The 26,989-nt window shown below is 41.6% G+C and carries 32 protein-coding genes, 1 tRNA gene and 1 pseudogene; 17 read left to right on the forward strand and 17 right to left on the reverse strand.

Annotation, left to right across the window (positions count from 1 at the left end; translation table 11 throughout):
* The first annotated feature begins 59 nt into the window (after nucleotides 1-59).
* From D1367_RS00850 to D1367_RS00885, 8 genes and pseudogenes are all read left to right on the forward strand, one after another.
* On the forward strand, nucleotides 60-536 hold the full coding sequence (locus D1367_RS00850) for a hypothetical protein (RefSeq protein WP_118161827.1): 477 nt from the start codon (nucleotides 60-62) through the stop codon (nucleotides 534-536).
* A 300-nt stretch (nucleotides 537-836) separates the two neighbouring features.
* Nucleotides 837-1,164, forward strand: a pseudogene (locus D1367_RS00855) (polyphosphate kinase 2 family protein); the annotation flags it as partial.
* A 73-nt stretch (nucleotides 1,165-1,237) separates the two neighbouring features.
* Nucleotides 1,238-1,834, forward strand: coding sequence for a MiaE family protein (locus D1367_RS00860; RefSeq protein ID WP_118170992.1), 597 nt, complete (start codon nucleotides 1,238-1,240; stop codon nucleotides 1,832-1,834).
* An 18-nt stretch (nucleotides 1,835-1,852) separates the two neighbouring features.
* On the forward strand, nucleotides 1,853-2,257 hold the full coding sequence (locus D1367_RS00865; protein WP_118161829.1) for a VOC family protein: 405 nt from the start codon (nucleotides 1,853-1,855) through the stop codon (nucleotides 2,255-2,257).
* 436 nt (nucleotides 2,258-2,693) lie between these two features.
* Nucleotides 2,694-4,001 (forward strand): alkaline phosphatase PhoX, encoded by a 1,308-nt coding sequence (locus tag D1367_RS00870; protein ID WP_118161831.1) that lies wholly within the window; start codon nucleotides 2,694-2,696, stop codon nucleotides 3,999-4,001.
* 458 nt (nucleotides 4,002-4,459) lie between these two features.
* Nucleotides 4,460-4,957: a GNAT family N-acetyltransferase gene (locus D1367_RS00875; protein ID WP_118161833.1), complete on the forward strand. Its 498-nt coding sequence runs from the start codon at nucleotides 4,460-4,462 to the stop codon at nucleotides 4,955-4,957.
* A 65-nt stretch (nucleotides 4,958-5,022) separates the two neighbouring features.
* Nucleotides 5,023-5,700: a ComF family protein gene (locus tag D1367_RS00880; protein ID WP_118161835.1), complete on the forward strand. Its 678-nt coding sequence runs from the start codon at nucleotides 5,023-5,025 to the stop codon at nucleotides 5,698-5,700.
* A gap of 87 nt (nucleotides 5,701-5,787) precedes the next feature.
* Entirely contained in the window at nucleotides 5,788-6,243 is a 456-nt protein-coding gene (locus D1367_RS00885; RefSeq protein WP_118161838.1) for a PPC domain-containing protein, read from the forward strand.
* 190 nt (nucleotides 6,244-6,433) lie between these two features.
* Here D1367_RS00885 and cobS read toward each other — a convergent pair whose 3' ends face one another.
* Entirely contained in the window at nucleotides 6,434-7,207 is a 774-nt protein-coding gene (gene cobS, locus D1367_RS00890) for an adenosylcobinamide-GDP ribazoletransferase (protein ID WP_118161841.1), read from the reverse strand.
* Nucleotides 7,208-7,583: 376 nt separating this feature from the next.
* Here cobS and D1367_RS00895 point away from each other — a divergent pair, with 376 nt between their 5' ends.
* The 5 genes from D1367_RS00895 (at nucleotide 7,584) to psbM (ending at nucleotide 10,486) form a co-directional block, all read left to right on the forward strand.
* A complete protein-coding gene (locus tag D1367_RS00895; RefSeq protein ID WP_118161844.1) occupies nucleotides 7,584-8,036 on the forward strand; it encodes a hypothetical protein in 453 nt (150 codons plus the stop codon).
* A gap of 229 nt (nucleotides 8,037-8,265) precedes the next feature.
* Nucleotides 8,266-9,429 carry a tRNA guanosine(34) transglycosylase Tgt gene (tgt, locus tag D1367_RS00900; RefSeq protein ID WP_118161846.1) on the forward strand — a complete coding sequence of 388 codons (1,164 nt, stop codon included), beginning with the start codon at nucleotides 8,266-8,268 and terminating at the stop codon, nucleotides 9,427-9,429.
* A gap of 160 nt (nucleotides 9,430-9,589) precedes the next feature.
* Nucleotides 9,590-9,727 (forward strand): photosystem II reaction center protein K, encoded by a 138-nt coding sequence (locus D1367_RS00905; protein WP_006195022.1) that lies wholly within the window; start codon nucleotides 9,590-9,592, stop codon nucleotides 9,725-9,727.
* Between the two features lie 185 nt (nucleotides 9,728-9,912).
* The gene (locus tag D1367_RS00910) at nucleotides 9,913-10,209 is read left to right on the forward strand and encodes a 2Fe-2S iron-sulfur cluster-binding protein (RefSeq protein ID WP_100901507.1); all 297 of its coding nucleotides are present in this window, start codon (nucleotides 9,913-9,915) and stop codon (nucleotides 10,207-10,209) included.
* Nucleotides 10,210-10,369: 160 nt separating this feature from the next.
* Nucleotides 10,370-10,486, forward strand: a complete 117-nt coding sequence (gene psbM, locus D1367_RS00915; protein ID WP_100901506.1) for a photosystem II reaction center protein PsbM — start codon at nucleotides 10,370-10,372, stop codon at nucleotides 10,484-10,486.
* 76 nt (nucleotides 10,487-10,562) lie between these two features.
* Here the strand turns inward: psbM and D1367_RS00920 are convergent, their stop codons facing one another.
* The 8 genes from D1367_RS00920 to psbZ form a co-directional block, all read right to left on the reverse strand.
* Nucleotides 10,563-11,414, reverse strand: a complete 852-nt coding sequence (locus D1367_RS00920) for a universal stress protein (RefSeq protein WP_118161848.1) — start codon at nucleotides 11,412-11,414, stop codon at nucleotides 10,563-10,565.
* Between the two features lie 424 nt (nucleotides 11,415-11,838).
* Nucleotides 11,839-11,988 (reverse strand): hypothetical protein, encoded by a 150-nt coding sequence (locus D1367_RS30305; RefSeq protein WP_181985022.1) that lies wholly within the window; start codon nucleotides 11,986-11,988, stop codon nucleotides 11,839-11,841.
* A gap of 215 nt (nucleotides 11,989-12,203) precedes the next feature.
* Nucleotides 12,204-13,772, reverse strand: coding sequence for an alkaline phosphatase D family protein (locus D1367_RS00925; protein ID WP_118161850.1), 1,569 nt, complete (start codon nucleotides 13,770-13,772; stop codon nucleotides 12,204-12,206).
* A gap of 469 nt (nucleotides 13,773-14,241) precedes the next feature.
* A complete protein-coding gene (locus D1367_RS00930) occupies nucleotides 14,242-15,507 on the reverse strand; it encodes a glutamate-5-semialdehyde dehydrogenase (RefSeq protein WP_118161853.1) in 1,266 nt (421 codons plus the stop codon).
* 4 nt (nucleotides 15,508-15,511) lie between these two features.
* Nucleotides 15,512-15,919, reverse strand: coding sequence for a hypothetical protein (locus tag D1367_RS00935; protein ID WP_118170995.1), 408 nt, complete (start codon nucleotides 15,917-15,919; stop codon nucleotides 15,512-15,514).
* 665 nt (nucleotides 15,920-16,584) lie between these two features.
* Nucleotides 16,585-16,656 (reverse strand) — tRNA-Gly (locus D1367_RS00940).
* 142 nt (nucleotides 16,657-16,798) lie between these two features.
* Nucleotides 16,799-17,377 (reverse strand): 6,7-dimethyl-8-ribityllumazine synthase, encoded by a 579-nt coding sequence (ribH, locus tag D1367_RS00945; protein ID WP_118161855.1) that lies wholly within the window; start codon nucleotides 17,375-17,377, stop codon nucleotides 16,799-16,801.
* A gap of 188 nt (nucleotides 17,378-17,565) precedes the next feature.
* Nucleotides 17,566-17,754 carry a photosystem II reaction center protein PsbZ gene (gene psbZ / locus D1367_RS00950; RefSeq protein ID WP_100901500.1) on the reverse strand — a complete coding sequence of 63 codons (189 nt, stop codon included), beginning with the start codon at nucleotides 17,752-17,754 and terminating at the stop codon, nucleotides 17,566-17,568.
* A gap of 151 nt (nucleotides 17,755-17,905) precedes the next feature.
* On the opposite strand from psbZ, the gene D1367_RS00955 reads away from it, so the two are divergent.
* Entirely contained in the window at nucleotides 17,906-20,617 is a 2,712-nt protein-coding gene (locus D1367_RS00955) for a CBS domain-containing protein (RefSeq protein ID WP_118161857.1), read from the forward strand.
* 25 nt (nucleotides 20,618-20,642) lie between these two features.
* Nucleotides 20,643-21,227 (forward strand): Uma2 family endonuclease, encoded by a 585-nt coding sequence (locus D1367_RS00960; RefSeq protein ID WP_118161859.1) that lies wholly within the window; start codon nucleotides 20,643-20,645, stop codon nucleotides 21,225-21,227.
* A gap of 21 nt (nucleotides 21,228-21,248) precedes the next feature.
* Here D1367_RS00960 and D1367_RS00965 read toward each other — a convergent pair whose 3' ends face one another.
* From D1367_RS00965 to D1367_RS00990, 8 genes are all read right to left on the reverse strand, one after another.
* Nucleotides 21,249-21,929, reverse strand: a complete 681-nt coding sequence (locus D1367_RS00965) for a Uma2 family endonuclease (protein WP_118161861.1) — start codon at nucleotides 21,927-21,929, stop codon at nucleotides 21,249-21,251.
* Nucleotides 21,930-22,019: 90 nt separating this feature from the next.
* A complete protein-coding gene (locus D1367_RS32580) occupies nucleotides 22,020-22,151 on the reverse strand; it encodes a hypothetical protein (RefSeq protein ID WP_267255582.1) in 132 nt (43 codons plus the stop codon).
* A gap of 124 nt (nucleotides 22,152-22,275) precedes the next feature.
* Nucleotides 22,276-22,614: a DUF433 domain-containing protein gene (locus D1367_RS00970; protein ID WP_118161863.1), complete on the reverse strand. Its 339-nt coding sequence runs from the start codon at nucleotides 22,612-22,614 to the stop codon at nucleotides 22,276-22,278.
* A gap of 240 nt (nucleotides 22,615-22,854) precedes the next feature.
* Nucleotides 22,855-23,079, reverse strand: coding sequence for a type II toxin-antitoxin system MqsA family antitoxin (locus D1367_RS00975; protein WP_118161865.1), 225 nt, complete (start codon nucleotides 23,077-23,079; stop codon nucleotides 22,855-22,857).
* Nucleotides 23,076-23,360, reverse strand: coding sequence for a DUF4258 domain-containing protein (locus D1367_RS00980; RefSeq protein ID WP_220450994.1), 285 nt, complete (start codon nucleotides 23,358-23,360; stop codon nucleotides 23,076-23,078). The genes D1367_RS00975 and D1367_RS00980 overlap by 4 nt, the downstream gene beginning before the upstream one ends.
* 73 nt (nucleotides 23,361-23,433) lie before the next feature.
* Entirely contained in the window at nucleotides 23,434-23,598 is a 165-nt protein-coding gene (locus tag D1367_RS30310; RefSeq protein WP_181985023.1) for a PIN domain-containing protein, read from the reverse strand.
* A complete protein-coding gene (locus tag D1367_RS00985) occupies nucleotides 23,595-23,840 on the reverse strand; it encodes a UPF0175 family protein (RefSeq protein ID WP_118161867.1) in 246 nt (81 codons plus the stop codon). The genes D1367_RS30310 and D1367_RS00985 overlap by 4 nt, the downstream gene beginning before the upstream one ends.
* Nucleotides 23,841-24,001: 161 nt before the next feature.
* Entirely contained in the window at nucleotides 24,002-24,199 is a 198-nt protein-coding gene (locus D1367_RS00990) for a hypothetical protein (RefSeq protein ID WP_181985024.1), read from the reverse strand.
* A gap of 611 nt (nucleotides 24,200-24,810) precedes the next feature.
* Here D1367_RS00990 and D1367_RS00995 point away from each other — a divergent pair.
* Together D1367_RS00995 and D1367_RS01000 are read left to right on the forward strand one after the other, a co-directional pair.
* Entirely contained in the window at nucleotides 24,811-25,137 is a 327-nt protein-coding gene (locus D1367_RS00995; RefSeq protein ID WP_118161870.1) for a DUF6825 family protein, read from the forward strand.
* A 159-nt stretch (nucleotides 25,138-25,296) separates the two neighbouring features.
* Complete coding sequence (locus tag D1367_RS01000) at nucleotides 25,297-26,982, forward strand: ABC1 kinase family protein (RefSeq protein ID WP_118161872.1); 1,686 nt, start codon at nucleotides 25,297-25,299, stop codon at nucleotides 26,980-26,982.
* Nucleotides 26,983-26,989 lie beyond the last annotated feature (7 nt).

Below are 26,989 nucleotides of genomic sequence, written 5' to 3' on the forward strand. Positions count from 1 at the left end.
TGGCGTATTTGTCTCTGATTAGCTAGGCTATGTATATCCTGGTTCTTTTGAAGCGTACTATGGATCTTAAAAGCAAAGCCAATGCCTCAACTCCTACAGATAACATAGAGTTTGCTCAACCAACTACTACCCGTAAGCCATTAGAATTGCTGCGAGATACTGAGGCTTTATTACGTCGCCCAACCGTAGCAACACTGTCGCCGATTTTGCCACCAAAACTGAGCAATAAATTCCAAGCAACGTCATCTTTGGCAGATGATTCTTTTAAGGAATTGGCAGAAATTGACCTAGACACTATTAGTGATTTTGAACTCCGACATGCACGAATTGGTGTTGGCTTAAGCTTTGTTGGTTTTGGGGCGCTGATGATATTAGTGCTGCTGCTGTACTTAAACACCTTGCGTCCAGAACTCAGTCCGGGTGAGCAGATTCGGCAATACTGGTATCAATATATTTGGATTGTCAGTTTGGGTGTTGCAGGGATGTTTATGTTGGGACGTGAAGCGATGCGTCCTATGCCAAGGCGACGGAAATAAAAATAGCAAGTGCTGAGTAAAAGTAATTCGTAATACCCTACGGGTTCACATCGTGTTTCCCAGGAAAGGGTTGTCTATGTTCCAATATAGTTCAGATAAGACCGAAACACTTGTAGAGACGGCGATTTATCGCGTCTACAAAAACCCACAATTTTGTATAATTAGCCCTTAACTGCACCTACCTTGCTTAAGAGTAGGGGTACGCCTATGTAATTAAGTTTTATAACAGGAATTTAGAAAGAACTACAAAACTTACCGATGATGAAGAAGGATTTAAACTCCCAGAATTGGTTAAAAGTTATGAATCACGATGCTTTCATTGTTCCACCAGGTTCAAAGATTTCTTTGAAAAAAAAACTATGACCCAGCCTATAAAACTGAGTTTCATCAAAAAGCTGATGCTACAACTAAATTACAGGCAGATATTGAACGACTAGCAAATTACCAAAATATTCTCTACGCTCAAAATACATATTCCTTGTTGATTATTTTTCAGGCAATGGATGCTGCTGGTAAAGATAGCACAATTAAACATGTGACTTCTGGTGTAAACCCGCAAGGATTTCAGGTGTTTAGTTTCAAAGGCCCCAGTGCGGAAGAATTAGACCATGACTACCTGTGGCGAACAACTAACAATTATTTCTTGACAGACTATTAGTTTAAACTATTGAAAAATCCAAAATCTAAAATTGATTGACTCTGTGCTTACTCAGTTACCGACTATCAACGCCCTGAAACAACCCACTAGCTTTGCTTGGGTTGAACAAGCGATCGCTAATTTAGATATCATCTTACTCGACCACTCCCACTGTGAACGCAAAGCAGCAGGCGTAGCCTTGAACATGATGTTTCGCTACCCTTCCAATACTAAAATGGTTCGGGAACTAACTGCGATCGCCCGCGAAGAACTAGAACACTTTGAGCTAGTTAACCAATGGTTAGAACGCCGGAATATTCCCCTAGCTCCCTTACCACCGCCTCCCTACGGCGCTGGTTTAAGAGCTACTGTCCGCCCTAAAGAACCTGAGCGATTCCTGGATTCCTTACTAGTCACTGGTTTAATAGAAGCTCGCTCTCACGAACGCCTGGGACTATTAGCTGCTCACTGTCCAGAGCCAGAGTTAGCAAAATTTTATCGTGGACTAATGGCATCCGAAGCGCGTCACTACGGTATATATTGGGTTTTAGCTGCTACTTATTTCGACAAAGAAATTGTCATGCAACGGCTTGATGAATTAGCAATTGTCGAAAGTGAGTTGCTGGCGACTTTGCATCCAGAACCTAGAATTCACAGTTAGTAGACTAAGGGAACAGATATGAAGCTTCAGTTAACACACCTGAGACTGCTTGTCTCCAACTACAAAGATTCTTTTCTGTTCTACCGGGATCTGCTGAAATTTGATGTTGATTGGGGCGATGAAGATAGCGGATATGCTGAGTTTAATACCGGATATCTCAAGCTGGGTTTGTTCAAAAAAGAATTAATGGCTGAAGTAGTCCCCAGAATTGAACAACCTTCATACATTGCCAATCGAGATAAAATTGTCTTGATTTTCGCAGTCGATAACGTGGATGAGGTCTATGAGCAAGTAAAAGATCAGAATGCGATCGTTGTAACTCAACCACAAGATCGCCCCGACTGGGGAATCCGCACAGCTCATTTTCGCGATCCTGATGGCAATCTCATCGAAATCTACAACAATCTGGGAATTGTCAGTTAAAAGTTCGCTGTTAGTTTGATTTATTATTGCCCACTTACTTATTGCACATAAATAGGGGACATATTGCAATACGTCCCCCTAAAATTTTTAGGCATTTCTAGCCTTCCAAATTACAAGAAAGGCAGAGGGCAGGAGGCTCAGTTGGCAGAAGGAAAGGAGTATTAATAAAAACTTTAGTTCTGGGTTATTGCCCAGTTTAAAAAAAGAATTGTATCGAGCGGAAAGTGCCGCGAGATACAAAGCGTCATTGCTTCAATCCCACGTTTTTAAACGTGGGTTCCATAAAAGCCTTCTGCCTTCATACTTCTGCCTTCTGAATTACAAAATAAAAATTATTAATATTGACTAACCCTAAATTAAATAAAGCATTACCCAAAATTAATCAAAATAACATATTTTTTATTCAGCATTATCTTTAAGTAACCAAACCATCCTCATGACATTCTCAAGACGTAAATTCTTTGCAGTAGCAGGTACAACTGCTGTCGGCACTTTGATGGTGTCTCCTATGGAAGGTCTTCTGTCCAGACAAGCTTTTGGTCGAAAATTAGGTAAAGGATATGGGCCACTTGTACCAGATCCCAATGGCTTATTAGATTTACCAGGCGGATTTAAGTATCGAACTTTTTCTCTAACAGGTGAACTCATGAACGATGGCACTAAAGTGCCTGGTGGTCATGATGGGATGGCGGCTTTTCCCGGCCCCAGAAATACAGTTATTCTGGTTCGCAATCACGAACTTAGCCCTACATCTGAGACACAAGTCCAAGGGCCAAATCCTTATGATCCATTTTGCAAAGGTGGCACAACAAACTTAGTTGTTGGGTCTAATCGCCAACTAATCAAACACTTCACTTCTCTAAGTGGAACCTATCGTAACTGTGCAGGTGGACTAACTCCTTGGGGTTCATGGATTAGTTGTGAAGAAAACACCTCCACTCCTACTTCGTTTCCGCTAGGCGATAGAAACTATGTCTCGAAGTTCCACGGCTATAACTTTGAAGTTCCAGCTAGTACCACTACTGCTGTGAAGCCTGAGCCTCTAATAGCTATGGGAAGATTTAACCATGAAGCTGTTGCCGTAGACCCCAAAACTGGAATTGTCTATGAAACAGAAGACCGGGGAGATAGTCTCTTTTACCGTTTCATTCCAAAAGAACGTGGCAAGTTAGAAAAAGGAGGCACTCTTCAAGCTTTAAAATTCAAGGATATCTTTCAAGCACAAACCTTTGCGGATTTCCCCAAGCGGAAGCCGATGAAAGTGGAATGGGTGACGATTACTGAGCCAAATCCCCCTGAAGATACTGTACGAGTAGAAGGTTTCGCAAAAGGAGCAGCCCAGTTTGCTCGTGGGGAAGGTATCTGGTATGGTGACGGTGAATTTTATTTTTGCTGCACAAGTGGTGGTGCTTTAGGGCTTGGTCAAGTCTGGCGCTATATTCCGGCTAAAGAGACAATTGAACTGTTTGTAGAGTCTACATCTGCTGCCGAACTGGAAAATCCAGATAACATAGTTGTTTCACCTTACGGCGATCTCATTCTTTGTGAAGATGGAGATGATCAGCAGTTCCTAGTAGGTGTTACTCCAAAGGGTGAACTCTATCAATTCGCCCGTAATGCTATCAATGACAGTGAGTTCGCTGGTGCTTGCTTCTCACCTGATGGTAAGACTTTGTTTGTCAACATCCAAACTCCTGGTATTACTTTCGCAATTTGGGGCCCTTGGACAAGTCATAGAGGCTAATATCAAGTTGTAATATCAATGCCACTGACGCCGATAGCGTTCGCGCAGCGTCTCGTAGAGAAGCGTTAGCGAGTCTTCTCCCAAGGGGAGACGCTTTAGCGCAACGAGCGTCATAGCCTGCCGCAGGATCGCTACTAGGGAACTCCAAAAAATAAATTATTCCACATTCAAGTCGTTGACTGTTGACTGTTGACTGTTGACTGAAAACTCGTTAACCGTCAACGGTCAACGGTGAACAATAGCAATGGAATATTTTTTTACTTGGAAGTCCCCTATATCGTTGAATTATCTTAGGCAAGTAGACAAGGGGAGGAGATTTTTTTTCTCCTCCCCTTGTCTTTTGATTGACACCTTGAGAGTATCGCCTGAAATTGACTCTGCAAGAATTGCTATTTGCTGAGTAAATTGGGATATAGAACCAGGAAAATTTTCTGTGTAAACTTGCCCAGCAAATGGTAATGAAAAACTATTATCAAGATTTTTTAATTCGTGATTGGGTGAAAAGCGATCGCACAAGAGCCGCCGAAGTCATCAGTTATGTATTATCAGAATACGGTCTGGGTTGGGAACCAAAGGGCGCTGACCAAGATGTGCTGCGAGTCGAGGAATATTATTTAGCTACTGGGGGAGAGTTTTGGGTAATTGAACACCAAAGCCAGTTAGTCGGTACTGGAGCATACTACCCCATAAAACGTGGCAAAAAAGCTGTAGAAATCCGCAAAATGTATCTTTTGCCCAGCATCAGGGGTTTAGGATTAGGGAAATATTTGTTACAACAGCTAGAAGCAGCGATCGCAGAGCGTGGTTTTGAGCAAATTTGGATTGAAACCGCCAGCGTTTTAGTCGAAGCAGTCAAGCTCTATGAAAGCAACGGCTACACTCCAGCAACGGGAGTAAAAACAACAAGGTGCGATCGCGTGTATGTTAAATCACTCCACAACGGTTATGAGTTATGAATTTTTAACTCCTAACTCCTAACTCCTAACTCCTAACTCCTAACTCCTAACTCCTAACTCCTAAAATGCACACTTGGATTAAAAATCTTACAGGCTTACTCAATCTTTTTCTCCAATCCCATTGCCCTTTGTGCCAACGTGCAACCTCGCAAGAATTCTGTCATAATTGCACCAGACAACTGCAAAAATGTCAACGTCAAGATCCAATTTCTTTGTGGCAAAAGCCAATACCAGTATTTGGCTGGGGGGAGTATGGTGGCCCCGTGAAACGGGCGATCGCAGCGATGAAATACGAAAATCAACCCCAAATAGCTCGTCCTTTAGGTCACTGGTTAGGAGAAGCATGGTTGTTAAATTCACCAAGCCGAGATAGCCAGCCTGTAGTAGTTCCCATCCCACTCCACCCTAGCAAGCAAAAGCAACGTAAATACAATCAAGCCGCACTCATAGCCCAAAGCTTCTGCGAAATCACTGGATTAAAATTGAAAGTAAACGGTTTAGCAAGAGTGCGAGAAACTGAAGCGCAATTTGGTTTATCGGTATCTAAACGAGAAAAAAACTTGGCTAACGCTTTCGCTGTTGGACAAGAATTTCGCCATCGTCCCCCAAATGTCCCAGTGCTGTTAGTGGACGATATTTATACTACTGGTGCTACTGCTAGGTCTGCGGTGGAAACACTTCGTCAGTATGGAATTGTGGTTTTAGGATTAGTAGCAGTAGCCACTGCCGTCAAAGACGGATAAATCAAGAATTAATGGGCAGGCTTTAGCAGATAAGTGCATAAATTGACCGAATTACCCTATTTTTGTAGAAAAAATTGCTTGAAATGTATGAATAAAGTTTTTGCGGCAGGTTTAAAACAACTTATCATCATTCCTGCCACATTGCTGGCAATAAATATAAGTACAAGTGCAGCTTTTGCTCAAAATAAGTTCTATAGTCCAATTCCTTTATCTAACAGTACTGAATTTTCCGATCGCCTCTCAGACAAAGATATTCCCACAGGTCAAGGTGGGTTTGCCCGTGATTATACAGTGAAGTTAGAAAAGGGCGATAATTTAGCAGTTGACCTGTCATCAGAAAACTTTGACAGCATAATCACCCTGCTAGCACCTGATGGATCGACTTTAGCAGAAAATGATGATGGCCCTGATGGTAGTAGCAATTCCCTACTATTTACTCGCATCGTAGAGACAGGGAATTATGTGATTCGTGTCCGGTCTTTTGGAGAAACTGGAATTGGGGCTTTTAAACTCAAGGTGACAAAGCTGCAACCGATTAAATGAAGTAGTCATTTGTCATTTGTCATTTGTCATTGGGCATTAGTCATTGGGTAACTCCAAAAAATAAATTATTTCACATTCAAGTCCGTTGACTGTTGACTGTTGACTGTTGACTGTTGACTGTTGACTGTTGACTGAAAACTCGTGAACCGTCAACGGTCAACAGTGAACAATAGCAATGGAATACCACATCTTAAAAAACAGTCAATACACAGAGAAATAAGGCTTCAGTCCACTCAACGACTGCGCCGTAGGTATCTCCTGTGTGTCCGCCTAATTTGTGGTTGAACCACGCACCAGTTAAAGTAGCGATCGCACTTCCAGCAATTATCATTGTCAGTGCGAGAAATAGCTGCTGTTTATCTATCAACCAAACTAAACCACTCAAACTAAACAGCAACAACAATCCTGGTAACAAATCTTTGTAAGAACGAATGGCTTGTTTGTGAAGGGCACCTTTACCAGTTGGTTTCAGATAAGGATATCGGGCGATCGCTAGCTGTTGTCCCCAACGTCCCCAGCCACAAGCAGCCATCAGCAACAACCAACGATTTTCTGGCATATCCGTCAAAGCTGCTATTTTCAGTATCACCAAGGCGATCGCTGCCATTGCCCCAAATGCACCTGTAGCACTATCTGTCATCACTTCCAGCCGCCGATTTGGGTCGCCCACTGCCAAACCATCGGCAGTATCCATTGCCCCATCTAAGTGCAGTCCTCCAGTTATGGCAATCCAAACGCTGACTACTAAAGCACTACGGGTTAACACTGGCATACCCAGATAATCCATCCCCGTATCCAGTAATCCTAAAATCCCCCCAATTATCAACCCTACAAGCCAAGCAAGACGTGCCACTCCCCGAAAATCTAACCCGTGCAAATACGGTAGTGGGATAATTGTGTAAAATATAATACTAGCTGCCAGCTTTAACAGCAGCTTTTTCCACCACTGTTGCTGTTTCGTCATCTTAGTAACATTAATATATGGTTAATTGCTGGATAATAGACTTGGGTTAAGTAAAACCAACATGAGCATACTTTAAAACTTTAGATAAGATTTACTTCTATTAGAGATTCTTCTTCAAAATTTTGTTATGCTGTTCTAAGTGGTAAATAAATAATAAAAAGTACTTTTTATACAAAAAACGAATGATTCAGGAAATTAAAATTCCATCAGGCATCAAAATTGGTGTTTTGTATTCGTTAACTAAAAACTTACTCGAAATTATTAGACGATTGCCCCACAAAATTGATATTTTTTTAAATGTAGGAAGTAAACAAGCTATTCAATTATGAAAGTTTAGCTATGTTGTCGCTCTCCTTAGCTCAATCGCTATTTTCCTATGAGTCACCATCTACCCGACATCAGGATACCAGCTCCGTGCATTATTAACACGGGCATCATTGTGAATAAGCTCGACATCCGGCGATTGCTGACAGATTTAGGTCGAGTCCACTACATCTACACCCAAGAAGATAAGGTACTGAGCCAGGGTGAAGGGGATGTGATGGAAGTTTTCGCCAATCCGGAAAGGTCTACCTTAGTGGCTAACCACGCGCTATATCTGAATGTTTGTAGTTTTGATTACTTGGAACTCAAACAGTCGTCGCAACAAGAAACCTATTTTGACTTGATGCAAGAAGGAGTGTGTCTGCGGTTGATTCCCCGCTCAACCCCCCTACAAGAGCGACGAGAGCGAACCTTCAATGTCAGCGCCATAGAAGCGATGATGGAGCAAGTCCTCTCAGCTAGGTGGGATGCAGAAATTGACGATGACTGTTCTGATTCTTTTTAAATAACAATTAGCACAGTATATACTCGTAAAATTGGTAACTAGGTTATGGGTAGTTCACCCAAATAATATTAATCTTGCCCTAATACCATTTGGTTTTATGGCTACTATTTATGGATTTCTGAAACTCTTTACCAATTAGCGTTTCACAATCCAAAATCTAAAATCGTTCGACTGAGCGGCTTGTGCCGAGCGGAGCCGAGGTAAGCCGAAGTCTAAAATCCAAAATGGTATGAGTGCGAATTTTTCCTTTGAATGTCTCGCAAGCTGTAGCCAAACCAAAGCTAGAGCAGGAGTGTTTTTCACTCCTCACGGTGTTGTGGAAACCCCCAGATTTATGCCAGTGGGAACGCTGGCGAATGTCAAAACTATCACCCCAGCGCAACTACGAGATACTGGGGCGCAAATGATCTTATCTAATACTTATCATCTTCACCTACAACCAGGGGAAGCGATCGTGGCTGGGGGTGGTGGGTTGCACAAGTTTATGGGTTGGAATGGCCCAATGCTCACAGATTCGGGTGGGTTTCAAGTCTTCAGCTTAAGCGAGATGCGGAAAATTACTGAAGAAGGTGTAACTTTCCGCTCACCCCATGATGGACGAATTATTAACTTGACACCAGAGCTATCCATTGAGATTCAAAATACTTTGGGGGCTGATGTGATCATGGCCTTTGATGAGTGTCCGCCTTACCCAGCGACTCGCCAAGAGGTTGAAACTGCAACTGAGCGCACTTATCGCTGGTTAGAACGCTGCATAACGGTTCATCAACGCAGTGATCAGGCGTTGTTTGGGATTGTGCAAGGGGGCGTATATTTGGATTTGCGTTGTCGTGCGGCTGAAGCTTTGGCTAAGTTAGATTTGCCCGGATATGCCATTGGTGGCGTGAGTGTGGGGGAACCGCCAGAAATGATGGCTGAGATTGTGAAAGTGACAGCACCGCTTTTACCGCCCGATAAGCCGCGTTATTTGATGGGTGTCGGTACTTATCGGGAAATGGCGATCGCGATCGCATCTGGGATAGATTTATTTGATTGCGTAATTCCCACCCGTTGGGCGAGACATGGTACAGCGATCGTGCAGGGCGGACGCTGGAATTTAAAAAATGCTAAGTTTCGTGAAGATTTTAGACCATTAGATGAAACTTGTCCTTGCTACACTTGCCAAAATTTTAGCCGTGCTTACGTATCTCATTTAGTGCGATCGCAGGAAATTTTAGCTTATACCTTGTTGAGCATTCACAACATTACCGAACTAATTCGCTTTACGCAGCATATTAGAGAAGCAATATTAAGCGATCGCTTTGTTACAGAATTTGGTCACTGGCTCAACCAAGAAAGGAAAGATGAGGGAGATGAGGAAGATGAGGGAGATGGGGGGGTAAGAGGGGCGTAAGGATTCAGGGGAATAATATTTATAACTCCTGTACAGACGCGATTAATCGCGTCTCTCCTAACTCCTAACTCCTAACTCCTAACTCCTAACAACTGACCAAACCATGTTAAGATACTTCTCAATTATGAATGCTTTGTTGGATAGTTGGATTTAAACAAACATGGAAGCAGCACTTTTATTAGCAAAACTGCCTGAAGCTTACCAAATCTTTGATCCCTTGGTAGACGTTCTCCCAGTCATCCCCGTATTCTTCTTGTTGCTTGCTTTCGTTTGGCAAGCAGCTGTGGGATTTAGGTAAGTTAATCTATTTTTCAATTTATAGGACAGGTCATATACCTGTTCTATTTTTTTGTGGCGCTATATTTGATAAAGTTAATATTTATTAATATTTTGTAATAATTTAATATAATAAATAAGATATGAATCAAGCCATGTCAATATGAAGCCTTGAAAGCCAAGCTTAGAGTCAAGGAGGAATCAGTTATGGGTAATATCAAATTCGTTAAAGAGAATAAAGAAGTAGTGGCGGCAGATGGTGCCAATCTCCGGCTCAAAGCGATGCAAAATGACATTGATATATATAAGTTCATTGGCAAGATGACCAATTGCGGTGGTAGTGGTCAGTGTGGTACTTGCATTGTCGAAATAGTCGAAGGACTAGAAAATCTTTCCCCCCGCACAGACGTAGAAAACCGTAAATTCAAAAAAAAGCCAGAAAATTACCGCCTTGCCTGTCAAACTTTAGTGAATGGCTCAGTCAGTGTAGTCACCAAGCCTTAAGTTGTTAAATCTGCCATTGCTTCAATTTGTATCCAGTCAGTAGTCAAAATACTTACCAAAATTAAGTTTCCTGATTTTGAATTTTGAATTGGTATAACTGTGTCGTCGATGATGCTATCCTAATCTTGTTGACTGGAAATTTAAGAGAGGTTTTCTTGCCATGCAAGTTAATGACCTGGGGTTCGTAGCGAGCATTTTGTTCGTACTAGTCCCCACTGTGTTTTTACTAATTCTTTACATCCAAACTGCTAGCCGCGAAGGTGGAAAAGATAATTAAGAGTTTGTGTATCAAATAAAGAACCCCTGCACCAGTAGTGTAGGGGTTTTTATTTATTATTAACTCTATTTTGACTTTAAGCGATCGTCCGCGCCAACAATACCGGACAAGTGGCATTAACTCGAACATAGTCAGATAAGGAAGATCCGATAAGTCGGTCTATATCAACAAAACTCTTAGCGATAGATGGACGACGATCTGGAGAACCGAGCAATAGTAAGTCTATATTCAACTCCTCTGCCAACCGACAAATTTCTTCACCAGGTTTGCCACTGCTGATATAAGAACGAGATTGGATACCTTGGTTTTTAGCTTCTGCAACTGCGGCTGCCAAAACTGGATTTTTATCTGAACTAACTTCAGTTATTTCCGATTTTTTCCCGCCTAAATCTGTGGCAACATTTGCCAAAATTAACTCGCCGCCCTGAATATCTCGCAGTAAAAACAGTGCCAATTTCAAGCAGTTTTTTGCGGAATCAGAGTTGTCTATTGCCACCATAATGCGCTTAATTTTTTTGACATAAATATCATCTTTTACCAGCAACATGGGGCGAGAAGATAGCTGGAAAACATATTGACTGACTGAGTTCGATAAAATGGATTGCAACCGTTTAAGTCCGCGTGAACCCATAACAATCAAGTCAGCGTCGATTTCATCAGCTACTTGGCAAACTACATCTTTGGGGTCGCCTTCGCGCAAAATTGAAGAAACCTGGCTAGGATCTAAGTTCAAAGTTTGAATAGCATTCGCCAGAATTTTACCACCATTTTCCCATTTAGTTGTCATGGTAGCAGCAGTATTTTGTGCCTGAACAACATGCAAAATTGTCACTTTTGCAGATTCAATAGATGGGATTTCTCTCAGGGTTTTGAGCATTTCTTCTGCGTGTCCCAATCCCGATACAGCCAGCAAAATTTTTCTTATCATATTACGTAATTTTTGTTAAGTTTACTTTTGTTTACGCTGTTATTACTTGGCTCTGGTAATATTTTTACCGCCTTGCTCGACAACCTAGTTAGTAAGTTGGCACAAATAAACTTTGTTTTTTAGTATTTAACACTCAAACAAATGACAAAGTACAAAAACATAAACAAATGTTCAAGTTTACTTGCACCTAGTTACTTAAAATTTCAACTAGACTTCAATTATTAACCATACTCTCAAATTAGTCTGAATAACTTAATAAATTATGATGTTAGTTATCATTTTTAATCTATATTCACTTTTTTTAATTAGAAGTTAGTTAAGTATTGCAAAGAAATGCCAAAATAACTCTTCAGAAAGATTTATTTACTGTAAGCCGATACGCTTGGGTTAAGGAAATTTATTTGTTGAGGTACTATAAAGACCTCTAAGAAGGTTTTACTACGTAAAACCGTCCCTCTCCGACTCGCAATACGGTTCGGTTAAGCCAAAAGACGCGATAAATCGCCGTCTCTACAATAATTAATCCTTTGTAGAGACGGCGATTTATCGCGTCTTTGTGATTTAGAATTTTCATCAAAAAACCTTAACCGAACCGTATTGCTCCGAGTCGGAGGGAGAGACTTGAACTTTAGTTTAGGGACTTCCAAATAAAAAAATATCCAGTTAACTCCTGTGGGGTGGGCATCTTGCCCGCCCAGTTTATATGGCGGGCAAGATGCCCACCCCACAATATTGGATAATTTATTTCTTGGAGTTCCCTTAACTTAGGGAGGGTTTATCGAACTTCCCTTAACTTAGATGCGCTCCTGGTTGTCCGTTTTGGACTACAAAAGAAGCTAAGGTTTTGACAGAGGCATTCAAATCAATGATGCTTGATACAACACGGTAGTCACTTTGCCAGCGTTGTGGGGTAAGCTTGCAGCGCACGTATCCCCGGAAAGCACCGTCAAAAAACTTAGTATGGGGATTGTTGGGTAGGGCAGCTTGAACTGGTGCGATGAATTGGGTGGGAAAGTCAGAGGTAATTGAGGTTCCTACGAACTCAGTGCCTACCGTCGGTGAGTTTGGGTTATTAAAATCGAGCTTCAAGTCATGTACCCAACTAGAATGGATGTCTCCAGTAATCACCACTGGATTAGAAGGTTGGCGCTGGTTTAGAAAACTCAAGAGTCGATTACGTGCAGCCACGTAGCCGTCCCACTGATCGACATTAAATACACCTGCACCTGGACTACTATTAAAATTGTACTGGCCAAGCATAGTCTGTTGAGCAATCACATTCCAGCGCGATCGCGACTGATCTAACCCTTTTCGTAACCACTGCTCTTGTTCTGAGCCAGTCATGGTAGCATTTGTATCCAAAGCTTCAGGACAGAGAGGCTTAAGTCCGTCATCACAAGGTTGGTTAGTGCGGTACTGCCTCGTATCTAGGACATTGAACTCAGCTAAATTACCGAAAGTGAACCGTCGATAAAGCAGCATATCTGGGCCGTTGGGCAATGAAAACCGACGTAGAGGCATGTGTTCATAATAAGCCTGGTACGCGTTAGCTCGACGTTTCTTAAAAGCTTCTTGGGTTTGGTTATCTTCGGGGATTAAGTTGGCGTAGTTGTTGTCAACTTCATGATCATCCCAAGTGACAATCCACGGAAAAGCAGCATGAGCCGCTTGGAGATTCAAATCAGTTTTGTATAGGGCGTGGCGATCGCGGTAGTCGTCAAGAGTAATGATTTCTGGACTATTATGCTGACGGGGCCCACCAGGTTGTGGCCCGTATTCGTAAATATAATCACCCAGATGAACCACAAGGTCGAGGTCTTCCTCAGCTAAATGCCGATAAGCCGTATAGTAGCCATTTTGCCAGTCTTGACAAGAGACAAAAGCAAAATTCAGTTGTGAGATAGAGCCATAAAATGCTGGTGCTGTGCGAGTCCGTCCAATGGGGCTAACTTCCCTACCCGCTTGAAATTGATACCAGTAGCAACGGTTAGGGTCTAGTCCACGGACATCAACGTGGACTGAGTGCGCTAACTCTGGTGTCGCCAGTACTGTTCCTCGACGTACAACCCGTCTCATGTTTTCATCAAGGGCGACTTGCCACCGCACTGGAACATTTACAAGTGGCATTCCCCCTCCAGAGAGGGGATTTGGAGCCAGTCGTGTCCAGATAACAACACTATCCGGCAAAGGATCACCAGATGCAACACCAAGACTGAAGGGATAATCAGAAAACCTGGAGTTAGCCAATACTGGATGCCATTGGCTGGCTATTGTTAACCCCGTTAAGAATCCTGCACCCAACAAAAAACTCCGCCGTCTGCACCGATTTGCTAGCAGTCCGCCATCCATAAGTTCCATATTCACCTCTACCCAGATGTAAATACGGTTGGCAAACTTCAGGGAAATAAGTTGTCAAAAGCACAAATAATGCTTGATTTGACTGGTTTCCCAATTGCTGCTCAACCAAATACAAGGAACCTAGCAACCTTGGATCAAGCTGAAATTAAGATTTTGTTAACTTTACCGTGAGTTCAATGAACCTCTCCCTCCGGGAAACAGAAAGCAGGGTGCTTTCATACGGAAAAAGAAAAATACATAAGTCTTGATTTCTCATGTATAAGGGATTTCCAAGAAATAAACTATACAATCTTGTGGGGTGGGCAACATGAGCGCCCTTGATTACGGGCGGGCGAGACGCCCACCCCACAATAAATAATTGGATATTTTTTTATTTGGAAGTCCCTTAGACCTCAACTAAGCAGCACTGCTGCTATAGGCTACTTTTGTCAAACCCTTTTCTAATTACGAATTACGAATTACGAATTATTTAAAACCTGCCATTTCCCTGAACAATGTGCTTAACAGTGGTCAATGTTTCCAGGCTGATAAATCCCCGACGATGACCTTTTTGGTTAGACATGCCCAGAAACACTGAATCTCCCCGCGAGGGGTTGCGGGAAAAACGCGGGGAAGTGTTGATGTAGGTAGAAGCACTGTTAACTCCTAAAGCAAACTGCCGACTTTCCTGATAGGATTCAGTAACGATAGAGTCAGCATGACCACTGCTGTATTCATTAATCCAGGCGATCGCAGCTTCTAAGCTATCCACCAATTTAAAAGCTACTGTTCTAGTTAAATAAGGGTTTCCCCATTCGCCCTCTTTCACCAGCTGCAACTGAGGAAAGGCTTTTACTAGTTCTGCATCCCCTTTAATTTCAAAGCCTTTTTCCATCAAGCTGTTCCACAGAACGGCTAAAGACGATGGTAAGGCTTGACGATGAATTAGCACCTTTTCAATAGCATTAACTTGGTCTGGTTCGCTCTGATGGCTATTAAGAATCATTAAGCGCACCATTTCTAAACTGGAATTTAGCGACCAGTAGAGATAACAGTTACCCATCGCTGACTTTAAGACTGGGCAAGTTGACTGTCGTACTACTTGCTGTACCAAACTAGAACGTCCGTAGGGAATCACTAGATTCACGTACTGGTCTTGGGTGACTAAATCCCGAACCGAAGCACCATGTTCTGCTGTGATCAGTTCTATACAGCCTGGAGGTAGTCCAACTTGGGCGATCGCACTTTGCAGTACCTCAGCGATGACGGCGTTAGAATGGCTAGCTTCAGTACTGCCTTTGAGAATTATACTATTGCCAGTTTTAATACAAAAACCTGCTGCGATCGCTCCTAAATCTGGAAACGCCTCATAAATAAATCCAATCACTCCCAAGGGCATTAACTGGGTGTAACTTTGGGAATCTTCCAGTTGATAATCAGCAGTTCTAACGCGCCGCAGCGGATCTGATAATTCCCCCAACCGTTGTAAAATGTCCACGGTCATCTCTAGCCTTGTGGGAGTCAGCTTCAGCCAGTCTAATATCAACTCAGGCACTGCCATTTCCCGACTGGCTTCTAAATCCAAGGTATTGGCTTCTAGAATGTCGTCAAATGAGCGCTCAAGGGCTTGTGCCATTGCCAGTACTGCACGACTCCGATCTGCTCCCTTGGTGATCCCCAACTTTAGGGAAGCATGATAGGCGCGTTGGGCACTAGTAATTGGTTCGGGGTAATCATCCAAAACTTCAACAGTCATTGAGTTAACGTCTGTAGGTAAGCCAGACCATTAGCGCTGGCAGAATAGCCAATAGCACCGCCACCATTGCCCAAGCAACAATGCTGGAACTATTTGCCAATCGCAGCGCTAATGGCAGCCATATAATCACTAGCACGAAAATAATGCCAAGTGCTATAGGCAGATAGCTTTCTCCCAAGCGCGGATGGACAACATGCCAACTATTTCCCATCCAACGCCAAGCCCGCTTATAGGGATAGGTGGTAGAAAGCTGTTCTAGGACATGACCATTATCTTCTACTACAAAGATTTGCTGACAGCGATCGCAACCAAATGCTTCTGTCAACGTAATCGGAATTAACTGACCCCGGCGACGACAGGGACAGGGGTATTCAGCATTGAAATCTATTTTTTCGGGTTTTTGAGATTGCACAAGCGTTCTAGTAACTTGAGCGTGTTTTACACGAACTACGACAATATAATCTTTTGGTAAATGCAATAGAAGCTTCTGCTACTATAGATTGCTCTCTTTATATACATATAATATTGCAAACAGTAGATGCAGGAGACTCTAAGTATCCTAATTTTCATATCAGTACGGAGTTTTTATTTTTAGTCTTTCCCCGAAGCTGACAATCTTATTTAAAATTTACTTCTACTAGATAAAATCTAGACAAAACTAGATTTTATTTGACATTTCAAAGGGAGCATAGGAGCGGTTATCCCTTAAGGTCGAGACACGATTTAGCTATCCGTGCATAAGTTTCAAAATCTTTAGATGTATTTAACACTTCGGCTAGGCTCAGTGTGAAATCTTAGTCAGTACACTGCTGATATTTATGACATACATGAATCTGTTTAAGAGACTAATACCCTTGAATTCCCCCATAGTTTGAACAAGTTTTACTAGATGGGTAAAATCTATTCCCAAATAAATAGTTCCACCATATCTAAATTACTTTATATTCTACCTATCTATGAAATTCATAAAAATTAGGAACGATTCACAGGAATACAGCACGAATCGCTAAAAACTTCAATGCACCCTAAAAATACTAAACCTCTTGAGATTTTTAACTTCAAGAGGTTTTAGTTGGAAGCGGGTGACGCGATTCGAACGCGCGACATTCACCTTGGCAAGGTGACGCTCTACCACTGAGCTACACCCGCAATCAATTGCCATATATCAATATCTCAGATTTATCCTTAATTGTCAACCTCTTTATTTATTAATTTGTCATTGGTCATTGGTCATTGGTCATTGGTCATTGGTCATTGGTGAATGACAAAGGACAAATGACTAATGACTCATTTAGCCTAGTTCTTCTGACTCCGCAGTTAAATTGCCGATGCTGGCACTTTGAAAAGAGGCTGGCAAAGACTGGTTATTACGAGAATATGGCTCTGCCAGGTTAGAACGCAGTTGCCGCATGAGGCTTGCCATTTCTAGGGCATTCAGGGCATAATCCCAGCCATGATTACCTTTGATGCCTGCCCGTTCTAAGGCTTGCTGCATAGTGTCTACTGTCAAAATGCCAAAAATTACTGGCACTCCAGTTTGAAAGCTAGCGGCGGCGATACCTTTAGAAACTTCGGCTGATACATAATCAAAATGGGGTGTTTGCCCACGAATGACTGCACCTAGACAAATTACAGCATCATAACGATGGGAAAGTGCTAGTTGGCGAGCTACTAAAGGTACCTCAAAACTTCCTGGAACCCAAACATAGTCTACCTGATTACCTTGGGGGTTAGGATCTACACCGTGGCGTTTCAAGCAATCTTGACATCCCTCTAGCAGCTTTCCGGTAACTAGGTCATTAAATCGACCAATCACCACTGCAAACCGGAAAGGCTCCGTTTGGGTAAAAGTTCCCTCGAAAACTGCCATGACTGCCTCTTAATCAACTATAGTTCTGGCCAATATACATTTCTTATTTAAATGTAGAGGAGCAGGAAAGCGCGGTTAAAAAAAGGAAATCGGAAAAAATTTCTCCTTTTATCCTTTGGTCTTTGACCTTGGCTTTTCTGCTCCTCTAGTTCTTATATTATGTGCCTGCGCCAGAGTGAAGCCGTCGCCTACACAACAAAAAAGTTTAACAAACCAACTAAAAATACCAAACCAATCCAGGCGGCGGAACCAACCCAGAGTAACTTCTTAGATTCAACCCAATTTTGGGGAGTGGCGTAAGCTACGGGGACGCCAACAACCAGGACAAAAGACAATAGAACTAGGCTTATCAAGGCAAATTGGAATATTATGGTCATTTTTGATTCTCCCAATACAGCTAAATACTAAGGATAGAATATCCTTAAAGGGCGACACTGACACTTTCTTATTATTTTTAAGCTAGCAGAAATTGCAACATTTTAGCCATTTGTCCTTTGTCTAAGTACCAATGACTAATGACTCTTAACTATGGATTTAATTCTTTGCCACACAACAGCAGATTTTGACGCACTAGGAGCAGCAGTAGGGTTAACGCGCCTACTACCGGGAAGTAAGATTGTGCTGACTGCCGGTTCTCACCCTCCTGTACGGGATTTTTTAGCATTGCATCGGGATGAATATCCGCTAATTGAACGCCGTTCGGTGAATCCAGAAAAAATTCGTTCTCTGAGTGTGGTGGATACGCAACAGCGCGATCGCTTGGGTAAAGCTGCTGAATGGTTAGATTTACCCAATCTGAAAGAAATTATAGTTTATGATCATCACTTAGGACAAGAATCAGATATTTCTGCCACGCGATCGCATCTTTCCTCGGTAGGAGCCGCCACAACTTTAATTGTGGAGCAATTGCAACAACAGGAAATTTCCTTGACTTCTGCTGAAGCCACGGTGATGGCTTTGGGTATCCACGTTGACACTGGCTCTTTGACTTATGATCAATCTACACCACGAGATGCCCTAGCTTTGGCTTGGTTGATGGAACAAGGTGCGAGTTTATCAGTAATTTCTACCTACCGTGACCCTGGCTTGTCTTTACAATTGCAGCAGTTATTAACTGAATCGCTGGAAAATTTAGAATATCTTTGTCTACGCGGATATACGGTTGCTTGGGTAACTCTAAGAACTAAAAATTTTGTGCCTGGGTTATCGAGTTTGGCATCGCAACTCGTGGAATTAACCGAAATTGATGCCCTACTGTTGGCCAATGAATATGATTTGGATGAAAGTGATTCACGGTTAACTGTAATTGGGCGATCGCAAATTCCCAAAACAAATCTTAACGTATTATTCCAACTTCTCGGTGGCGGCGGTCATTCACAAGCCGCATCGCTAAATCTAAGGGGAGTTGATTCAGAGGCAATATTAAAACAACTTCTGGACGGGGTAAAAGCGCAAATTCCCCATCCTCTCACCGCAAGAGACTTGATGTCTTCTCCGGTTCGCACAATTCTACCTGAAACCACAATTGCCGAAGCCCAGCGCATTTTATTACGCTATGGACACTCTGGTTTATCTGTAGTCGATGCCCAAGGGCAACTAGTAGGTATTATTTCGCGCCGGGATCTTGATGTTGCGCTGCACCACGGATTTAGTCATGCGCCAGTTAAAGGCTACATGACCACAAATCTTAAAACGATCGCACCAGATACGACATTGCCACAAATTGAGTCGCTGATGGTGACTTATGATATCGGACGCTTACCAGTATTGGAGAATGAGCAGTTAGTTGGTCTGGTCACTCGTACTGATGTCTTGCGGGAATTACATCAAGAAAGGGATGAAGACGAAGAGGACGAGCAAAAATTCAAAATTCAAAATTCAAAATTCAAAATTTCTCTCAGCACTGAGTTACAAAATCGCCTTGCTCCGCAACTTTGGAAATTGCTCACCATAGCATCGCAAGAGTCAGAAAAACGGGGTTGGCATCTTTATCTTGTTGGGGGTGCAGTGCGGGATTTACTGCTAGCTGAAGCAGCATCGGGTACTTTGATGATTAAAGATATTGATCTTGTGGTTGATGGCTTTCACAAATCAGCAGATGTGGGTGCTGGTGTGGAATTAGCAAAGGCACTTCAACAAGTTTACCCTGCGGCTCGTTTAGAAATCCACGGGGCTTTTCAAACTGCGGCTTTGCTGTGGCACAAAGACCCAGAATTAGATTCTCTATGGGTAGATATTGCCACCGCTAGAACAGAATTTTATCCTTATCCAGCAGCAAATCCAGAAGTTGAGGCGAGTTCTATTCGTCAAGACTTGTATCGTCGAGATTTTACCATCAATGCGATCGCCTTGCGCCTAACTACTCCCCGTGCTGGTGAATTACTCGATTTCTTTGGCGGATTACTAGATTTACAAGCCAAGCATATTCGGGTTTTACACCCCAACAGCTTTATCGAAGACCCCACCCGGATTTATCGTGGCGTGCGCTTTGCTGTGCGCTTTGGGTTTGAGATAGAACCGCAAACTGAAGAGTTTATCCGCTATGCCATCAATAGTGGTGTTTACGATCGCACTGCTCAAGAGAATAGCAAAACTCCAGCCCTGCAAACTAGACTGAAAACAGAATTAAAACACATTCTAGAAGCGCCCTACTGGAAATCGGCTTTAGAGTTACTCGATAATTTAGGGGCATTGCAATGCATCCATCCTACCCTGAAGCTAGATGTAGAACTGCTGCGGCAATTACGCTTACTAGAACGATGCTTGCGGCGATTTGATGCTGAACAAACTCTCATCCATTGGGAAATGCGCTTAGAAGCGTTAATCAACCATCTAGCACCACAATATCGAGGGAAAGTAGCAAAAAATCTGCAACTGCAAGAGGATAGCATAAAACGCTTGCAAAACTTGGCTTCTGCCCAAACTGAAGTGAAGGAATCTTTGCCTAAGTGTCAAAGTCCCAGTCAAGTAGTGCAGTTGCTGCGACAGTACGATTTACCAATGCTAATTTTAATTGCTTTGCAAAGTCCGCGATCGCTTAGACATCAAATTTGGGAATATTTAACTGTTTTGGCTAATGTGCAGCCACTATTAAATGGCAATGATTTAAAGAAACTTGGTTATAAACCAGGGCCTCAATATCGGCAAATATTAGATGATATGCTTGATGCTACCTTGGATAGAGTAATTAAAGATAAGACTGAAGCTAGGGAGTTTTTAGCCAAGCATTATCCTCATTAATTTATATTTCACACATCTAGTTTTTATGCAAACACAAACACCGAAAAAATCCTACAGTCCAGAGGAATATTTACAACTAGAGGAGACATCAGAATGCAAAAATGAATATAGAGACGGGGAAATAATTCCTATGGCTGGTGGTACAACTAATCACAATGAAATTGCAGGTAATTTTTACGCCAATTTTAAATTTACAATGCGGGGTAAAAATTACAAAATCTACATGGGTGATGTGAAATTGTGGATACAGCGTTATCGGATCTACACTTATCCTGATGTCATGGTTATTCAGGGAGAACCAATATATGAGGGAACTGGCACTACTACAGTCACCAATCCCATAATGATTGTGGAAGTATTATCTAAATCGACAGAGAATCACGATCGAACTAATAAATTTAGATTTTATCGTTCTATTGCGACACTCAAAGAATATATTATGATTAATCAATATGAATATCTTGTTGAGCAGTTTAATAAAAATGCTGAAGGGCAATGGGTATTAACTGAATACGAATCAGTAGATGCTGTATTATCACTAAAATCAATAGGTTTTCAAATTTCCTTTAGCGATATTTATCAAGAAGTTAGTTTTGAAATACAAGAATAATCATAATGCGATCGCAGTAATCTAAATTGTATCTGGATCAATATTTAACTCGCGCAGTTTTGCTGCCAAACGTTCTGCCTTTTGTTCTGCTTGTTCTGCCGTTTCTTCAGGTGTTGGTACTAGTTGACCATCTCGTGTAAAAAACCGCAATAGTCCCTGATAAACTCCCAGATATAACCCTAGTTGATGACTCCATAAATATCCTTGCTCACTTGGTTGTAGAGGTTGATATTCTCCATCTACTAAATGAAATCCTGCAAATTCTTGTGTGTAAGGGTCAAACCAAAAATAATCGGGTGTGCGGAAGGTATCTTGATAAATTGTTTTCTTTAAACCTTTATCAGTATTCGCTGTTGAGTCAGACAAAATTTCTAAAATTACATTCGGATATTTGCCATCTTCTTCCCAAACTACCCAACTTTTACGGGTTTTACGTTCAGTTCCGAACACTACAAAAAAGTCTGGCCCTCGGAAGTGTTCTGATTTGCGTTGGCGCGGACTGTAGTAGATAGTCAGATTTCCCGCCGCATAGAAATCATTTCTATCTCGCCACAACCATTCCAGACATGTTAAAAGTAGGATTATTTGCCGTAAATGCAGTTCGCTTTCCAAGGGAGGTTCGTCACTATATAAATCACCAGGGGGAAATATAACATCTTGGCAGATGCCTTTTTGATCATTTAATTCTTGAGCTATGGTCATAGAATGGATACGGCATCAAGTAGTTATGGATTTATTTTAGCAGTTTTGTAGTTAGCGATCGCGTAGCGTACCGTAGGCGATCGCCTATTTTTAGGGTAAGGGTAAATAAACTATTCTGTCTTGATATTCATCGTCTTCTGATGCCAAAGTAGGTATTATTAATTCTTCTATATTTTCCAGGGCTATTTCATTCTCATATAGTTCGCCTCCAAATGAATTCACCTCTCTTATAGCGAAAATCTTCTTAAGACGACTGAGAAAAGTTTATAGTCCGTTTTAACGGACTTTAGCTATTAGCCCGGAACTTCAGTTCTGGGCGGTTTCTGTCTGCAACGAAATAGCCCTGTTATATTTTCACGTTAGCTTGTCTTTCGATTCGGAGTTGGCGCAGTTTTTCTGACACTGGCGGCGGATTAAGCCTCTGTTCTTCTCGAATTCTATGACCGTGTTCTATCCAGTTTTTGATGTAAGCACTGACAGTTTCTTTGTTTTGCAGATAATAAAGAATTGTTGCATATACTTGTTCTAAAGATATTGTTTGATAAATTTGGGCAATTTCTTCTGGAGAACGTCCACAATCAATGTATTCATAAAGAATTGTTTCAATACCAATTCTTGAGTCTTTTAGTCTAATGTCTTCAGAAGAGAGAAAGTTGAAATACTCTGCGATATTTTTGGTAGACATAGATTAACCTATATTCATAGTTAGTTATTATATATAGTAATCTTTTTGTTCAAGCGATAAGCTTGACGGCATAGCGATCGCTTACCGCACTACATTAACGCTTTGCAAAAAAATGCGATCGCATTCTTAGCTAGCTAGATTAAATTGAAAATCTGTAGCTGGCTTTAAACAACAGCATAATTTACTATTAATATGAGAATATATTGAGGATAAAGCATCCTACAATTCAAGGATGTGAGACTATGCTGCATATCTAATAATCTCAACTTCTGCGCCATTATTAACAGCCACTTCTGCCCTTTCTAGGACTTGTTCAGTGATTGAATCACTTAAATAATATTCCCCACAGTTATCACAAACTTCTGCTGGAACTTTTTTAATTACAATAATACAGTCATCTCTTTCCAAGGTAACAGTTACTAAACCTGGTTGAGTTTCTCCGTGCTTGCAAATGACACATCTCATAATTTTTGTATCCTATTTCTAAAATCATTTGACCAAATATTGGGGTCAGGAATATAAGCAGTTACTATATATCCTGTATCTGTAGATTCATCGTAGGAACATACGACATGAATTGGTTTACCTTCTACAAAATCAAATATTAGATAACTGGGAAAGGGTGTGTCATCGAGATTTTCTTCTATTACTTCTCCATAAACGATTACAGATTCTACTTCCTTTTTACTTATTCGACGATAAAACATCTGTTGGATAGCATGACGGGAAAAACTAGATTCTGACAATACATGAATATTTATTACAAACTTAATATAAAACTATGGTTTGATAAGGTGAACAGTTGAAAATGGATAGATTTTAAATCTTCTGGGCGTTATTAACTTTTTCTCCTGCTCTAATATCAGTTAAGTCATCATATACTGCTTGGGGTATATTCACTTGACCATAAATATTTTCAAGCAAAGACAATTTATCTACCTTTGCTAAACTGCTAAGAGGTGAAGTATTACTAACAATAATCATAGCCAACCTGTCTCTTGAAGAGTTTTAATATCTTCTTCAAACTCTTCTACATCATAGTGGATAGAGATATTACGTTGAGCAAGTAATTGTTGAAATTCTACATAATTCATCTCAGCAATTTTACTGGCTTTACCTAGACTAACCCTTTCTTGTTGAAAAAGCATAACCGCAATTTCTACTAATAGTTCACTCGCTGTCATTCGACTAGAATTTAGAATTTCATCAGAAATAGTTAAACTCATAATTTAATCTCCTTAAAAACAGCAAAATGTCTGCAAAATTAGCCCCGAAAATTACCCAAGATGAGCTAATTTGATCAAGCGAAACTGGTCTTAACCAAATATCTATTATAAACGATTATTTTACCTGTGTCCCTATCCTGAAAATCCTTATTCAGACATTTTCACGGCTGGATTAAAGATTCTTCAGACTGGCGATATTTAGTAATTAACTTACGTGTTTTTAGGGGTGAATAAAGCAGCATGGAAAGTGCGGGTAAACTGGTTCCTGTTAGTGCTAACAAAATGAATAGATTTAAAAAACCTGCTATTATTCCAGTTCCTACACTAGCTCCAAATCCTAATATTAGTAGTATCAGCACAGTTGTAAATGAGTCTTCAGCCAAATCTATAAGCCAATACAGTTCAGTTAAAGATTTTTGGTACTGATTTTAAACCTGTAGACACGCGAAATTTCGCGTCTCTAGCAAGGTTTTTCGGCTTAACTGAACGGTATTGAGTTATAGGTGGAGGAAATTTCTATCAAAATTGCCCCTAAAAGTCTTCCTCTGCGTTCTCTGTGCCTCTGCGGTTAAAAATCTTAACGTATCATCTAGCGATCGCATACCGCTATATTGGCGCAAACGGTTCTGGTAAATCGAGTCTGGTAAAGGCAATTTTAGGAATCAATTCTATGAGACTGTTGGCGAATTGATAGGGGGTCTAACCCATCAGCCCCAATCCATCTTAATTTCAGTGCGTTTAAACGCACTTTAGCTATGAGCAATCAATTTATTGCAGGGCGGGAAAGCAACGCAAAACCAGGATTTTAGGGATGGGGGGTTAAACAAGAAAGTAAATCGACCAACAGTATCTTCTATTCGCCAGGGCTGAACTAGCACATCACGTCACCCAAATCTATGACTCCGCAGCAGAAGCCGTAAAGCATACAGGCAAGTTATAATTCTCTTGCGGATCAACGTAACAAAAATTTATGAGTAACCCCCTTGTGCAAGCCTTTTTCGTAGGCAGAGCAGTAGCTGAAGTAGTTAATGAGCGTTTAGAGGTCGCTTTGACCGATGCTTTGAGTGATCTGGGCAAATTTGATGCGGAAGCTAGAGAGCAGCTGCGCCAGTTTACAGACGAAGTTCTAGAGCGGGCAAATCGGGCAGCAGAAGCTGCTAATGGTGGACAAAGTACCACAGGTACTAGACAAGGCACTTCTGATTCCGGTGACTTGCAAGCAGATATTGATGAATTACGAGCAGAAATTGCCCTGTTACGAACAGAATTGCAACATTATCGTAGAACTTCTGCATAAATTTTAGTCATTAGTCATTAGTCATTAGTTATTGGTCAAAAATTATGCACAAATGACAAAGGACAAATGACAAAGGACACTTCAAAAAAAACAGTTTAGGAATCAAAGTGTCTTTTCTTTCAAGGAATTCGGTTGCAAACCAACGGTACACAAAAGTATATGGAACAAGGTTATTCAGATAAAGCATACCGTTGGAATCGGGAAAAATACTCTAGCAGACGGCGTTTTGTGGACATTTGGTCTTTTGTCTTGACCTTATTGTTCAAACTTTGGCGATACAACAAATCTTGGAGTTATCCGGGTGGTGTGACTGAGGCAAAGCAAGCCACAAGACGCAAAACCCAAGCGGTGTGGATTCGCAATACCCTGCTAGATTTAGGCCCAACCTTCATCAAAGTAGGGCAATTGTTTTCTACCCGTGCTGATATATTTCCAGTTGAATATGTAGAAGAACTAGCCAAGTTACAAGACAAAGTACCGGCATTTAGCTATGAGCAAGTAGAAGCGACCATTGAGAGAGAACTAGGCAAGAAAATTCCTGAACTCTTCCATAATTTTGAACCGATTCCTTTGGCAGCTGCTAGCTTGGGGCAAGTACACAAAGCTGTGCTGCATAGTGGGGAATCGGTTGTTGTCAAGGTGCAACGTCCTGGATTAAAGAAGTTATTTGAAATAGATTTACAAATTCTTAAGGGAATTACCCGCTATTTTCAAAACCATCCCAAATGGGGACGGGGGCGAGATTGGTTAGGTATTTATGAAGAATGTTGTCGCATTCTTTGGGAAGAAATTGATTATCTCAACGAAGGCCGTAACGCTGATACTTTTCGCCGGAACTTTCGCGGCTACGATTGGGTGAACGTCCCAAAAGTATACTGGCGTTACGCCTCGTCTAGAGTGTTGACTTTAGAATATCTCCCTGGAATTAAAATTAGCCAATACGAAGCTTTAGAAGCAGCCGGTTTGGATCGAAAGGCGATCGCTCGTCAAGGCGCTCAAGCTTACTTACTACAATTACTCAATAGTGGCTTTTTCCACGCCGATCCTCACCCAGGCAATATTGCTATTAGTGCAACTGGTGCTTTGATATTCTACGATTTCGGCATGATGGGGCGGATTAAGTCAAATGTCCGTGAAGGACTAATGCAAACACTGTTTGGTATTGCCCAAAAAGATGGCGATCGCGTTGTCCAATCTCTAATCGATTTAGGCGCGATCGCCCCAACCGATGACATGGGCCCAGTCCGGCGTTCCGTCCAGTACATGCTGGATCATTTCATGGATAAGCCTTTTGAAAACCAATCAGTAGCAGCAATTAGTGACGATCTTTACGAAATAGCTTATAATCAGCCATTTAGATTTCCAGCAACCTTCACTTTTGTGATGCGAGCCTTTTCTACCTTAGAAGGGGTAGGCAAAGGTTTAGATCCAGAGTTTAACTTTATGGAAGTTGCCAAACCGTATGCAATGCAGCTTATGACCGATATGAATGGTTCTGAGGGGAATAGCTTTATTAACGAATTAAGTCGTCAAGCAGCTCAGGTAAGTAGTACCGCGTTTGGTCTACCACGTAGATTAGAGGATACCTTAGAGAAGCTAGAACGGGGAGACATGCGCTTGCGCGTTCGGTCTATCGAAACTGAACGCCTATTACGCCGACAGAGCAGTATTCAGCTCTCAATAAGCTATGCTCTGTTAATCAGTGCTTTCACCCTTTCAGCTACGATCTTAGTCGTTACCAATTATGCATGGTGGGCACTAGCGCCTGGTTTAATTGCAGCAGGGCTTTCAGTGATCCTAATCAGACTACTTTTACGCCTTGACCGTTACGATCGTATGTATTAATTGTTGC

This window comes from Nostoc sphaeroides (assembly GCF_003443655.1).
Lineage (GTDB): Bacteria > Cyanobacteriota > Cyanobacteriia > Cyanobacteriales > Nostocaceae > Nostoc > Nostoc sphaeroides.